This window comes from Hyalangium versicolor, assembly GCF_020103695.1.
GTDB classification, from domain to species: domain Bacteria; phylum Myxococcota; class Myxococcia; order Myxococcales; family Myxococcaceae; genus Hyalangium; species Hyalangium versicolor.
In genome coordinates this window covers 403569-417150 of the sequence record NZ_JAHXBF010000001.1, presented here as the reverse complement: position 1 = coordinate 417150, position 13582 = coordinate 403569, and the positions used below count along the sequence as shown (strand labels likewise).

Annotated in this window: 11 protein-coding genes; 9 read left to right on the top strand and 2 right to left on the bottom strand. The window is 65.4% G+C overall.

The genetic code is table 11. From position 1 onward, the window contains the following. The first annotated feature begins 30 nt into the window (after window positions 1-30). From KY501_RS01445 to KY501_RS01425, 5 genes are all read left to right on the top strand, one after another. On the top strand, window positions 31-987 hold the full coding sequence (locus tag KY501_RS01445) for an ABC transporter ATP-binding protein (protein WP_224360523.1): 957 nt from the start codon (window positions 31-33) through the stop codon (window positions 985-987). Then, window positions 984-1745: an ABC transporter permease gene (locus KY501_RS01440; protein WP_224360522.1), complete on the top strand. Its 762-nt coding sequence runs from the start codon at window positions 984-986 to the stop codon at window positions 1743-1745. The genes KY501_RS01445 and KY501_RS01440 overlap by 4 nt, the downstream gene beginning before the upstream one ends. 63 nt (window positions 1746-1808) lie before the next feature. Beyond that, window positions 1809-2372: a hypothetical protein gene (locus KY501_RS01435; protein WP_224360521.1), complete on the top strand. Its 564-nt coding sequence runs from the start codon at window positions 1809-1811 to the stop codon at window positions 2370-2372. Further along, entirely contained in the window at window positions 2369-4243 is a 1875-nt protein-coding gene (locus KY501_RS01430; RefSeq protein WP_224360520.1) for a sulfatase-like hydrolase/transferase, read from the top strand. The genes KY501_RS01435 and KY501_RS01430 overlap by 4 nt, the downstream gene beginning before the upstream one ends. Further along, entirely contained in the window at window positions 4240-5535 is a 1296-nt protein-coding gene (locus tag KY501_RS01425; RefSeq protein ID WP_224360519.1) for an ATP-grasp domain-containing protein, read from the top strand. Before KY501_RS01430 ends, KY501_RS01425 begins: the two co-directional genes overlap by 4 nt. Before the next feature lie 3 nt (window positions 5536-5538). Here KY501_RS01425 and KY501_RS01420 read toward each other — a convergent pair whose 3' ends face one another. Both KY501_RS01420 and KY501_RS01415 read right to left on the bottom strand, forming a co-directional pair. Next, window positions 5539-8079: a DEAD/DEAH box helicase gene (locus tag KY501_RS01420; protein ID WP_224360518.1), complete on the bottom strand. Its 2541-nt coding sequence runs from the start codon at window positions 8077-8079 to the stop codon at window positions 5539-5541. A 105-nt stretch (window positions 8080-8184) separates the two neighbouring features. Continuing rightward, window positions 8185-9060 (bottom strand): LysR family transcriptional regulator, encoded by an 876-nt coding sequence (locus KY501_RS01415; protein ID WP_224360517.1) that lies wholly within the window; start codon window positions 9058-9060, stop codon window positions 8185-8187. A 53-nt stretch (window positions 9061-9113) separates the two neighbouring features. Between KY501_RS01415 and KY501_RS01410 the strand changes: the two genes are divergently transcribed. The 4 genes from KY501_RS01410 to KY501_RS01395 all read left to right on the top strand — a co-directional run bounded on the left by KY501_RS01410 (window position 9114) and on the right by KY501_RS01395 (window position 12716). Continuing rightward, window positions 9114-9848, top strand: coding sequence for an SDR family oxidoreductase (locus KY501_RS01410; RefSeq protein WP_224360516.1), 735 nt, complete (start codon window positions 9114-9116; stop codon window positions 9846-9848). A 67-nt stretch (window positions 9849-9915) separates the two neighbouring features. Next, window positions 9916-10725, top strand: coding sequence for an SDR family oxidoreductase (locus KY501_RS01405; RefSeq protein WP_224360515.1), 810 nt, complete (start codon window positions 9916-9918; stop codon window positions 10723-10725). Between the two features lie 64 nt (window positions 10726-10789). Next, window positions 10790-11215: a hypothetical protein gene (locus KY501_RS01400; protein WP_224360514.1), complete on the top strand. Its 426-nt coding sequence runs from the start codon at window positions 10790-10792 to the stop codon at window positions 11213-11215. Between the two features lie 310 nt (window positions 11216-11525). Continuing rightward, window positions 11526-12716, top strand: a complete 1191-nt coding sequence (locus tag KY501_RS01395) for an FG-GAP repeat domain-containing protein (RefSeq protein WP_224360513.1) — start codon at window positions 11526-11528, stop codon at window positions 12714-12716. The last annotated feature ends 866 nt before the right edge of the window (window positions 12717-13582 follow it).

Sequence of the window (13582 nt, the reverse complement as noted above, 5' to 3'; positions counted from 1 at the left end):
CTCTTACTCTGGCCGCGCATGGAAAAACGGGTGGATTCCCCCCGGAGCAACGGAGGTTCGGCACCGCCGATCATCTCCGTGTCCGGCTTGTCGAAGACCTATGCGTCGGGGTTCCAGGCGCTCAAGCATGTCGATCTAGAGATACGCCAAGGCGAGATCTTCGCGCTGCTGGGCCCGAATGGGGCGGGCAAGACGACACTCATCAACATCGTCTGCGGGATCGTCAATCCGAGCACGGGCACGGTCCGCGTCGACGGGCACGACATCCTCCGGGACTACCGAGCGGCCCGAACGCGGATCGGCCTGGTGCCGCAAGAGCTGTCCACCGACATGTTCGAGACCGTCTGGAGCACCGTCAGCTTCAGCCGCGGGCTGTTCGGGAAGGCGCCCAATCCGGCCCACATCGAGAAAGTGCTGAAGGATCTGTCCCTCTGGGACAAGCGGGCCAACAAGATCATGACGCTGTCGGGCGGCATGAAGCGCCGGGTGCTGATCGCCAAGGCCCTGTCTCACGAGCCTCGGGTCCTGTTCCTGGACGAGCCCACGGCTGGCGTCGATGTCGCGCTGCGTCGAGATATGTGGGAGATGGTCCGAGGTCTCCGTGAAGGCGGGGTGACGATCATCCTGACCACCCACTACATCGAAGAGGCCGAGCAGATGGCCGATCGGATTGGGGTCATCAACAAGGGAGAGCTCATCCTGGTGGAGGACAAGGCCACCTTGATGGAGAAGCTCGGCAAGAAGCAGCTCACGTTGCAGTTGCAGAGCCCCCTGGAGAACGTTCCGCCCGAGCTCGCGGGACGCTCGCTGGAGCTGTCGGCGGACAAGACCTCGCTCATCTACACCTTTGACGCCCAGCGCGAGGAGACGGGGATCGCCAACCTGCTGCGGCACCTCGGGGAGCTGGGGATCACCTTCAAGGATCTGAAGACATCCCAGAGCTCGCTGGAGGAGATCTTCGTCGAGCTGGTGAGGGCTCGGACATGAACATCCACGCCATCCGGTCGATCTACATCTTCGAGCTGGCGCGCGCCTGGCGAACGCTGTTGCAGAGCATCGCCTCGCCGGTCATCTCCACCTCGCTCTACTTCATCGTGTTCGGGTCGGCGATCGGCTCGCGCATGGCCGAGATCGACGGCGTCAGCTACGGCGCCTTCATCGTGCCCGGGCTGACCATGTTGGCCATCCTGACGCAGAGCATCGCCAACGCGTCGTTTGGCATCTACATGCCCCGGTTCTCGGGCACCATCTACGAGATCCTCTCGGCGCCGATCTCCGCCATCGAGATCATCATCGGCTACGTGGGCGCGGCCGCCACCAAGTCGGTCATCCTGGGGCTGATCATCCTGGTCACGGCTCGGGTCTTCGTTCGCTACGAGATCTCCCACCCGGTGTGGATGGTGGGCTTCCTCGTCCTCACGTCGGTGACGTTCAGCCTGTTCGGGTTCCTCATCGGCCTGTGGGCGGACGGGTTCGAGAAGCTGCAGCTCGTGCCGATGCTCATCGTCACGCCGCTGACCTTCCTGGGTGGCAGCTTCTACTCGATCAACATGCTGCCCCCCGTGTGGCAGAAGATCGCCCTGGTCAACCCGGTCGTCTACCTGGTGAGCGGCTTCCGCTGGAGCTTCTTCGGAGCGTCGGATGTCGGCGTGGAGGTGAGCCTCGGGATGACGATGGTGTTCCTCGTCCTCTGCCTGCTGGTCGTGCGGTGGGTCTTCCGAACGGGATACCGGCTCAAGGCGTGAGCCATCTCACAACAGCGGGCACAAGTCCCTTGGAGGGCAGGAAGCGCTCCGTATGATGCGCGCGTGCAGACTCCTGGGCATGCCGTCGTCAATCTGGCCATCCTGACCAGCGCCGTCACACCCGAGCACACGCTGCCCATTCTCGCGGGAGCCATCCTCCCGGACGTCCCCATCGTCGTCCTCTACCTGCGCGAGCACTACCTGCGGGGCCTGCCGGAAGAGCGCATCTGGCGCGAGAGCTACCAGCAACCGTTCTGGCTCAACCTCATCCATGGAGCCCACTCGCTGCCCCTGACGCTGCTGGGCACACTGGTGGGGGTGGCAGCGGGCTCCAGCATGGTCGCCGTGTTCTTCGGCAGCATGCTCCTGCATTCGCTGGCAGATCTTCCGCTTCACGCCGAGGACGCGCACCGCCACTTCCTGCCCTTCAGCCACTACCGCTTCATCAGCCCCATCTCGTACTGGGATGTGCGCTACCACGCGCGCAAGGTCGCGCTCGTCGAGGCCCTCCTGGTCGCTGGAGCCGCGGCCTTCCTCTGGAGGGACAGCTCCCTGGTGGCGCGGCTGCTCTTCGTGGCCGTCGTGGCCTGGTATGCCGTCACCTATTGGAGGGCCTTCCTGCGATGAGTGGGCTCGCACAGCTGTGCGCCACCTGGCTGGAGCTCACGCTGGCGGGAGCAGTCTGCGCGGCGCTCATCAAGGCCGTGAAGTACCGCGGCTTCTCGGTGGATGCGGCGATCGATCTGGACGATCTCGCGTGGGTGGCGCTGATCGAGTTCGTGCTCGTGCTGCCCGCGAGCCTGGGCCCAGCGGGTGCCGTGGTGGGGTTGCTGGGCGGAGGGGTGTTCTACTTCGCGCTCTGGCTGGATGCGGTCCTCTTCCGCATCTTCACCATCGAGTTGGGCCCTGGGGGCGTGGGCAGCGTCATCCTGTCCGTGCTGTACCGGGAGTTGGCGGAGCTGTCATTCGCGCGCCGCTTCTTCTCCAGCCATCGACTGTTCGCCGCGCTGCCGGCCGCCGCGACGGTGGCTCACGGCTGGCTGTTCCTGGGCGCCGGGAGTCTGGTGCGTGCGGGGCTCATCCTGGGGCTCTGCGTGTACCTCGTTGCCGCGACCTGGGTGTGTACGGTGGCTCGAGCACGCCTCAGGGCGCTTGGGGCTTGTGGAGCCCTGCTGCTGGTGGGCGCGGGCATGCTCCTCGTGCCAGGCGCTGCAATGCCGGCGGCAGGAGCAGCGCTGGGGCTGATCACCATCGCCCGCGCCTTGCAGGCGTGGCGCGGGAGAGCCTCGGGCCCATCGGGGGTCCGCCACTTCCTCTTCGAGAGACTGCGACCGAAACGCGCGGGCTTCCGGGCACGACCGGAGCATGCCCGCGTCCTCGAGTCCCCTCCCCGCCCGCTCCGGCCAAGCAACACCCACGGCCTGCTGCGAGGCCAGGACGTGGTGCTCTTCACCTTCGAGTCCGTGGGACGGGTCCACCTGGCCGCCACGGCTCCGAGCGGAGCGCATGCCTCGTTCTTCCAGGGGTTGATGTCCCGGTCCCTGCGCTCGCGACACCACGCGTGCCTGTCTCCCACCACCAACAACGCGCACACCGCGCTCTACGCGAGCAGCTACACGGAGGCCGCCCGCTTCTCGAGCCTGCGCGCCCTGAGTGAAGCGGGGTACCAGACCGTCTATCTCACCACCGCGCGCACGGGGGACTACGGCCTGCGCGCCATCCTGGACAAGGCGGGCTTCCAGCACATCATCGACCGGGCGCTTCTCGCCCCCGAGCAGAAAGGGCTGCTGACGGATCAGGTGCTCCTGTCCCAGGGGCTGGAGCAGCTCTCGCAGGTCCTTCGCGCGGGGAGTGGACCGCTCTTCCTCCATGTCCACGCCACCCATACCCACGTTCCCTACCGCGTCATCGACGCGGAGCGCTTCCGCCGCTTCGACTCCCAGGAGGATTACGGGCGCTTCCTCAACGCGATCGAGGAGGAGGATGCGCTGTTCGGTGCCCTCCTCGAAGGGCTGCGGCGGCAGGGGCTCGTGAAAGAGCCCCTCGTCGTCGTCAGCAGCGATCATGGGCAGGCCTTTGGTCGGCTGGGCTACCACTCGCACGGCAGCGCCATCACCCGGGATGAGCTGGACGTTCCCCTGCTCTTCCACCACCCGGCGCTCGCCCCGCGCGAGGTGCCCTTCTCATCCCACTTCGACGTGCTGCCCACCGTGCTCGATCTGCTGGGCGTGGCGCATGGCGAGCCTGTGTTCGGCGACTCGTTGCTTCATGACGACCGGCGGCCCGAGCTGCTCGTGTGGGCAGGCCATCCTTCCCGAAGCAGCACGTCCCACTATGGGCTGCTGCTCCAAGACGAAAAGCTGATGGTGGATCTGGTGCTCGACCGGTGCCTGCGCATGGACTGGAACGACGAGCACGTCGAGGAGCTCACGGGCGAGGAGAAGTCCTACGCCGTGGAGCTGGCCTCTCACTTGATGAACCTCCGAGGCGTCACATGATGGCAGCGGCACGTCTCTCCGCAGAGCGCCCGCGGGTGCTCGTCGTCTGTCCGGGCCCGTGGGACAAGGAGAACATCGGCTCCCGCTTCCGCGAGCGCTACGAGCTGCTCTTCCACGGCGAGCGACTCGTCGAGCAGCCCTCGCTGGTGGCGGGCCTGCGCTTCAACGTGGCCCGCTGGATCGATCAGTCCGTAGCCATGTATCGGGACGCGGGCCTGAACGGCATCCTGGGCACGGGCGACTACCCGGGCTGCATGTTTGCCTCGCTGATCGGAGAGCAACTGGGACTGCCCGTTCCTCCGCCTGGTGCGGTGGTGCAGCTCAGCCACAAGTACTACAGCCGGCAGATCCAGCAGCGAGCTGTCCCCGAGGCCACGCCGCACTTCGAGCCCATCAACCCGTTCTCCGGGCCGCCGCGGCTGCGCAAGCTGAGCTACCCGTTCTTCCTCAAGCCCGTGAAGGGCACCATGTCCATCCGCGCGCAGATGGTGCATGGCCCCGATGACTTCCGCCGCGCCGTGCGCTTCTCCTGGCGGGAGCGGATCGAGAAGTCCCTGCTGCTGCGGCCCTTCCAGCAACTGCTGCGGCGTTACACCGATGGACAGATCCCCGCCCATTGGTTCATCGGCGAGGCCCCGCTGGCGGGCACCCAGGTGACGGTGGATGGGTTCGTCGAGCGTGGAGCGCCGGTGGTGATGGGCATCGTGGACTCGGTGATGTACCCGGGAACGATCAGCTTCCAGCGTTTCGAGTACCCCTCGCACCTGCCCGAGGGCGTCCAGACGCGCATGCGAGACATCGCCCTGCGCTTGATGAAGGCCTCCGGGTTCGACCACGCCTGCTTCAACATCGAGATGTTCCACGACACGGAGCGCGACACGGTCTCGGTCATCGAGGTGAACCCGCGCATGTCCTACCAGTTCGCGGATCTCTACGAGCGCGTGGACGGGATGAACACCTATGAAGCCCAGATCGCGCTGGCCACGGGGCAGCCAGTGCCCTGGCGGGCCCGCTCCGGGCGAGACGGAGCCGCCGCCAGCTTCGTCATGCGCCGCTTCACCGATGCGCAGGTCCTCCGCGTGCCTTCCAAGGAAGAGATCGCAGCCGTGAAGGAGCGCTTTCCGGGCACCATCATCAAGGTGTTGTGCACGCCCGGCGAGAAGCTCTCTCAGCAGGATCAGGACGTGGGCAGCTTCCGCTACGGCATCATCAACATGGGAGCCCCCACTCGCGCCGAGCTCTTCTCCCGGTATCAGCAAGTGGAGGAACTGCTCCCATTCGAGTTCAGCTGATCGTCAGATTCCAATCCGCTGCAGGATGAGGATGGGTCCGTCATCCAGCTTGCGGCCGCGCAGATCGATCTCGCAGTCGAGCATCCAGTCTCCGTGGCCTTCCGGATCCATGATGCGCTGCTGCGCCCGCCACATCCGCTTGCCTGTCTCTTCGATGAAGGTGAGGCTCGGACGGCGCGCCGCGGGCGTGAGGAGCACCACCTTGTTCTCCTCGAAGTAGGGCGCCATCGCCTGCTCCAGCTTCGGCGCCGTCCACTCCCCCACCGCCCCGTCCAACATCGCCAGAGCATCCATGTAGCGCCGCTGACCCAGTGCCCGCAGCAACCGGTGAAGCTCCTCGCGCACCCGCGCCGCGAACGCCTTCGGATCCTCCGTCAGCTCCTTGGGCTTGAGCTCCACCACGGGCTTGGGCTCGAGCACCGCACCCGGGTTGCGCATCCGCTCCCACTCGTCCAGCAGGCTGGAGTCCACCTGCCTCAGCGTGGCACGCAGGTGATCCAGGATGTCCTCCACCGCCTCATCCTTGAAGCGCTCGGGCACCGTCTGTACCAGCGTCTTGTACACGTCGCTCACGTAGCGCAGCAGTACGCCCTCGCTGCGCTGCAACCCGTACTCGCGCACGTAGTCATGGAAGGACATGAAGCGCTCGAACATGTCCCGCACGATCGCCTTGGGACGGATGTTCTCCTGCCCCACCCACGGGTGCTTCCGCTCGAACTCGTTGAAGGTGGCGTAGATGAAGTCCCGGTTCGGCTTGGGCCACTCCAGCTTCTCCAACTCCTCCATCCGATCGTCGTACTCCATGCCCTGCGCCTTCATCTCCTGGATCTTCTCCCCCTTGAGCTGGTGGAGCTGCGCGTAGAGGACAACCTCCGGGTTCTCCAGGATGGACTCCACCAGCGTCACCACGTCCAGCGAGTACGTCTCCGCGGTGGGATCCAGCTTCTCCAAGGTGTCCAGCAGGTACAGCGACAGTGTGTGGTTCAGTGAGAAGTCCCGCTGCAGATCCTCCGCGACCTTGACGACCGCCCCAGTCGGCCGCTTCTCCACGCTGACGATCCCCGCTCCCGCCAGCGTCCGGAAGCAGGCCGCCGCCGTCTTCAGGTGCCGGCGCTTCACGTAGTCCGAGTCATGCGTCCGGCCGATGAGCTGCACCAGCCGCCGGTACCCGCCGCTGCCCTCCGTCAGATCGCTCTGCAGCAGGTTGAGCAGCAGGCCGTGGGACACCTCGAAGCGAGACTCGAGCGGCTCGGGGATGCCGTTCTGCAACCGCTCGAAGGTGTTCTTGTCGTAGTTGACGAAGCCCTTCTGCGGCGGCTTGGCCTTGGGCGCCTTCTTCTTGCCCGCAGCCTCCTTCTGCGCCTGCTTGATGTTCTCGATGACGTGTTCGGGCGCCTGGGCCACCACGGTGCCCTCGTCATCGAAGCCCTTGCGCCCCGCGCGACCGGCGATCTGCTGGAAGTCCCGCACGCTCAGAATGGCCAGCTTCTCGCCGTTGAACTTGAAGAGCTGCGTGAAGAGCACCGTTCGGATGGGGATGTTCACCCCCACGCCCAGCGTGTCCGTGCCAGAGATGACCTTGAGGTGCCCCGCCTGCGCCAGCTTCTCCACCAACAGGCGGTACTTGGGCAGCAGGCCCGCGTGGTGCATCCCCACACCGTGACGCAGGAAGCGCTGGAACTCCTTGCCGTACGGCGTGTCGAAGGGCGCGTCCATCAGCGCCTGCCGGATGGCCTCCTTCTCCTCCTTGGTGGAGAAGTCCACGCTCATCAGGTTCTGCGCCTGCTCGGCCGCCGCCCGCTGCGTGAAGTTCACCAGGTAGATGGGGTACTTCCCCTTGCCCACCAGCTCCTGGATCGTCTCGTGCAGCGGCGTCTCGCGGTACTCGAAGTCCAGCGGCACCGGGCGCTTCGCGCTGCGCACGGACACCACTTCCTTCCCCGTCAGCTTCTGCAACCCCTCCTCGATGATGTGCGTGTCGCCCAGCGTGGCCGACATCATCAGGAACGTCGTGTGGGGCAACCCCAGCAGCGGCAACTGCCACGCCGTGCCACGATCGCGGTCCGAGTAGTAGTGGAACTCGTCCATCACCACGTAGTCCACCCGCGCCCGCGAGTCCCTCATCGCCATGTTGGCGAGGATCTCCGCCGTGCAACAGATGATGGGCGCATCGCGGTTGATGCTCGCGTCGCCGGTGAGCATGCCCACATTCTCGGCGCCAAAGGCGTCGCAGAGCGCGAAGAACTTCTCGTTCACCAGCGCCTTGATGGGGCACGTGTAATAGGAGACCTTGCCCTCGGCCATGGCCTTGAAGTGCAGCGCCGTGGCCACCAGCGACTTGCCCGAGCCCGTCGGCGTCTTCAGGAACAGGTGCTTGTCCGCCAGCAGCTCGAGGATGGCCTCCTCCTGCGCTGGGTAGAGCGACAGCCCCGTCTCGGACACGTAGCCCACGAAGCGGTTGAGGATCTCGTCGCTGCTCAGCGGAGGCGAGCCTCGGGGAGGCAGCAGGGCAGCCAGGGGAGCGCGTTTCTCGGCAGTTTCCATCTCGGGGATGGAATCTAGGCGGGCAAGCCCAGACCCACCTGGAAAAATCGTGTCCCGGATCCGACTTTCTCCCCGCACGCCCCCTCCCCCTTCGAGCGGGGACGCTCAACCGTTCTTCATCACCCAGTCGAGCGCCAAGCGCACCCGCGCGGGCAATTGCCTCCGGGATGGGTACACCGCGTAGATCTCGCGAGGCTCGACCGTGCGACCTTTCAGGGTGAGTTGCACCAGAGCCTCGCCCTGCTGCTCGATGGCATCCTTGGGAGCGCACACCACTCCCAGCCCCTGCACCGCCGCGGCGATGGTCATCCGAGGATCATTCACGCGGATGCGCTCGCGCGGCCGGAAGTCCTCGGTGGATCCGTCCTTGCGGCGAAGGCGCCACACACCGGGCAAGCTGAGGATGGCGGGGACCGATCCGAGCTGTTCGCGATCGAGCAAAGTCCGGCCTTTCAGCTCCTGCCGTACGAACCCGGGGGAAGCGGCGAACGCAAAGGGAGTGCTCCAGACACGCCGCGCCACCAACTCCGCGTCCTGGATGGGCCCGGTGCGAAAAGCCAGATCGAAGCCTTCCTCGACCAGGGACACCCGGGTGTTGGTGAGATGGAGTTCCAAGGACAGCCGAGGGTGCTGGGCGGCGAAGGCGAACAGCGCTGGCGCAATGCGTTGCGAGCCCGTCATCACGGGCGCCGTCACCCGGAGCCGGCCCGAGAGTTCCCCCTCCTGCTCCACGCTCGTGTCGAGCACCGACGCCAGGCCTTCGAGCAGCGGCCCGGCACGCTCCAGCAGCCGCTCTCCCTCATGAGTCAGGCCCACGCTCCGGGAGGTGCGCTGGAGCAGCCGTACGCCTAGCGCCTCCTCAAGTTGGGACACCCTGCGACTCACCGTGCTGGTGGGAACACCCGTACGCCGTGCCGCCTCCACGAAGCTCGAGTGATGCGCCACGGCGACAAAGAGCCGCAGATCGTCCAGAGAGGTCATCCCATTCATGGGATGGAGCTTGCCACACCATCCCATGGTCGGACGCACGGTTCATGCGCTACTTCCATCGCATGAACCTCAAAAACCAGCATGTCATCGTGATTGGAGGGTCGTCCGGGATCGGGCTCGGGGTGGCCAAGGCCAGTCTCGACGCCGGAGCTTCGGTGACCATCGTCGGCCGTTCTCCCGACAAGCTCGCAGCTGCGGCGGCCCAGCTTGGCGGAGTGCAAGGCCTGCGGACCTTCGCCGCAGACATCACCCAGGAGGACCAGGCCCACACGCTCTTCCGTGAGCATCCACCCGCGAACCATGTCGTCCTCACCGCGGTGTACTCCCACGCTCAACCCATCCGGCAGCTCGAACTCATCCACGCTCACCGCACCATCGATTCGAAGCTCGTGGCGGCGCTGCTGATCGCCAAGCACGCCCGGATCGAGCTCGGAGGCTCGCTCGTCTTCACCACGGGCGTCGCGGCGGACAGACCGGGACCGAGCGGGTCCATCGTCGCGGCGGTGAATGGTGCGGTCCACTCGCTGGTGCGCGCCCTGGCCATCGAGCTCGCTCCCATCCGGGTGAATGCCTTGTCCCCGGGCTGGGTCGATACGCCCCTGTGGGACACCCTCGCTGGCAGTGCCAAGCAGCAGCGCTTGGAGCAGCACGGACAGCGCCTCCTCACGAGGCGCACCGGCACTCCGGCGGACCTCGGCCACGCGGCCCTCTTCCTGATGACGAACGGCTTCACCACCGGAGAGGTGCTCAACGTCGACGGGGGACACCGGCTCGTGTGAGCACCGGGGCAGCCTTCGGCGGATCTTTCCCTTCGAGCTCCGCCAGCGCCTCTGGAAGAATGCGCGCATGGCCAACATGCAAGGGAAGACCATCGTCATCACCGGTGCCTCCGCGGGCATCGGAAAGGAGCTCGCCGTGGTGTACGCCTCGCGGCGGGCGAACGTGGTGCTCGCGGCGCGGAGCGAGGAAGCGCTCGCCCAGGTGAAGCAGCAATGCGAGCAGGCCGGCGGGCGGGCCCTCGCTGTGGCCACGGATGTCGCGGATCCCGAGGCCTGCCGGCGCATGGTGGAGCGCGCCGTGGAGACGTTCGGTGGCATCGACACCCTGGTGAACAACGCGGGCATCACCATGTGGGCGCGGCTCGACGAGGTGACAGATCTGTCTCTGTTCGAGCGCATCATGCGCGTGAACTACCTGGGCTCGGTCTACTGCACATACCACGCCCTGCCCCACCTCAAGGCGCGCAAGGGGCTTTTGGTGGCCATCTCCTCGCTCACGGGGAAGACGGGGGTGCCCACCCGCAGCGCCTATGCCGCCAGCAAGCACGCCATGCAGGGCTTCTTCGACTCGGTGCGCGTGGAGCTGCGGGACACGGGAGTGGACGTGCTCGTGGTGTCTCCCGGGTTCGTCGCCACTGAGATCCGCGACCGCGCCGTGGGGCCGGATGGAAAGCCCATCCAGAAGAGCCGACGCGACGAGAGCAAGGGCACCATGGACTTGCAGACCTGCGTGGAGCTGATCGTCCGCGCCATGGACCGCCGCGATCGCGATCTGGTGATGACGACCAAGGCCAAGGTGGCACAGGTGCTCAAGCTCATCGCGCCGGGCTTCGTTGACATCATCGCGCAGAAGGCCGTCCAGGACCGGGACTCGTAGGATCTCGTCATCAACCAAGAGGGATTGGTCTGGGCCTTGGCCATCATCGCTCCCGAGGAAGCTCATGAAGCGCCCATTGCTGTTACTGCTTTGCGCCCTCGTTTCTGCCTGCGCGCTCTTTCGCCGCCCCCCTCATCCCGTTTACGCCCCACCCGAAGAGGCAGCCGCTGTCACGTTCCCGGCGGAGCCCCTGGCCACCGGCGGACACGTGAGCCTCTCAGGAAATCAGCTCGCGGCTATCGAGCTGGCCATGGAGGATTTCCTGCCTTGGGACGCAAAACCTGGGAAGGAGGCCTCACCTCGCGAGGTATGCCTCTCCAAGCGTGCGTCGTACGATGTCATTGCGGCACCCGGACCTGAAGGTATCGTCTTCGTCGAGATTTATGCTCGCCCGGGAGCTTGTGACATGGGCTTGGGCCCCGTTCTCGACTTCGAGGCCACGTATGCCATTGACATCGTGCAGTGGCGCATCCTCGCGATTCAGCATTAGAGCGCCTAACAAAAGTCAGAATTGAGGCCCCGGGAAGAGTATCAGGCAGCAGCCCAGAGCAAGGAGGCCGAAGCGAACATCGTCGCGCCGCTCATCGCGCACGCGCAGAGTCCTCTGCCGGTGACACCCACCGGTGTTGTCCCAGCCGTTGCTTCGACTCAAGGACTTGCTCAAGGGCGTGCTCTTTCCGTCCCAGGATCTCGCCTGGCCCCTCGCTGCTGGAACTTGACGGTTTCCCGGTGGGTGTTAGTTGTCTGTTGGGGAACCAAGTTCATGTCTGGGTATGAAGGTTTCCCAGTCAGGAGTAAGCGTGAAGCCTTTCATCCCTCGGCGAGCAAGCGCCTTCGTGTGTCTGCTCATTCTCAACACCTCCATCGAGGCACTCGCCGACATTTCCTCGGGCATCATTGATTGGGGGCATGTCACGGACCGTGACTGGGTGGACTTCAACGGCGATGGCCGGGCGGACTATTGCCGGCGGGTGGGGGGCACCAACCTCCAGTCCAGCTACGTGAGCTGCACGGTATCCACGGGCACGGGCTTTGGTAGCACGTCCTACTCGGGCGTCATCGACTGGGGCCAGGAGGCGGGCCGGGCCTGGGTGGACTTCGATGGCGATGGCCGGGCGGACTTCTGCCGCTGGGTGGGGAGTTCCAGCGACCCGTCCACCTACGTAAGTTGCACGGTGTCCACGGGAGCGGGCTTTGGCGCCACGTACTCCTCAAATTTCCTCGACGGGGGCCAGGAGATAGGCCGAGCCTGGGTGGACTTCAACGGCGATGGCCGGGCGGACTTCTGTCGCTGGGTGGGGGACTCCAGCAGCCCGTTCGGCAGTGTGAGCTGCACGGAGTCCACGGGCACGGGCTTTGGTGACACGTACACCTCGTACGTCGTCGATGGGGGCCCCGAAACGAGCCGGGCCTGGGTGGACTTCAACGGCGATGGCCGGGCGGACTTCTGCCGCCGGGTGGGGAACACCAGCGCCCAGAGCGGCTACGTGAGCTGCACGGTGTCCACGAGCGCGGGCTTTGGCCGCACGTACACCTCGAGCGTCATCGACTGGGGCAACGAGGCGGGCCGGGCCTGGGTGGACTTCAATGGCGATGGCCGGGCGGACTTCTGCCGGGTTCACGGCAGCATCTACCAGCAGTCCAACTACCTGAGCTGCACGATCTCCCTGGGCACGGGCTTTGGGGGCACCTACTCCTCGGGCGTTCTCGATGGGGGCTACGATACGGGCCGGGCCTGGGTGGACTTCAATGGCGATGGCCGGGCGGACTTCTGCCGCCATGTGGGCGGCGCCCCGTCTCGCTACGTAGCGTGTACGGCCTCCACGGGCACGGGCTTTGGGAACCTGTACTCCTCGAGTGCCCTCGACTGGGGCCAGGACGCGGGACGTGACTGGGTGGACTTCAATGGCGACGGCAAGGCGGACTTCTGTCGTCTGACCGGAGGCACCAACTTCCAGTCCAGCTACGCCACCTGCACGCTCTCGCCCTGACGGCGAAGCTCCACGGCAGGGCGAGAGGCATTCCAGTGCAATGTCGACGGCTCTCGCGTGCTCCGATTTCGTGCCTGACTTTGTTAGGCGCTCTTAGTACCAAGCGTAGAGGGGGAACCAAATGGATCATGCCGAGGTTCACCGCAAGGTACCAGAGATCGTCCGTGATGATGAGGACGTTTTGACAAGCACAGCTTTTGGCTTGCTGGAGCTACTGCCACCGGAGCGAGTTCTTGTGCCTTGGTTGCTCACGGCTCTCTCAGTGGACGGGCGGACGCCGCAGCTATCTGCCGGCTACAGCGACGTTGTCGCCGACTACTGGCCACTCTTCCCGGAACTCGGCGACCGCACAGAGCTGGATCTTCTTCTTGTCCTTCGCCACGATTGCTCGATCGCTCGGGATGGCGCATCGCTCATGGAAAAGCCGCGCAGATTGCTACCGGGCGCTCCGGAGACATCAAGCAGCCGGATCGCTGGGCTCCTCACTACATCGCGCGGTTCTTCAAGTTCGAGGACCAGCCCGCCCCAAATGGTCCTCTGGCGTATGTAAACTGCGTACTCTCCGACGGCGGAGCCTCGGACTACACCCTTCCAGGCAAAGGCATGCCCGTCCTGACGGCAGGTCTTCTAAGATTCGTCCCAGGCACCAAGCAGTGGAACTGGTGGTACTGGATGGCCAAGAGCTGGTTCTGGACCCCGCAGAACGAATGGCCCACCCCCACATGGCAACAATTCCGAGCGCCCGAGCTTTCGAAAAATGGAATCGACTTCATCGAGTGCACTGCGCTCCCGCTGGATCAGGCTGCCAGCAGAGATGTACTCGAGCGCTTGGTGATTGAACCTCTCCTGGTGCAGTCAGGACTTCG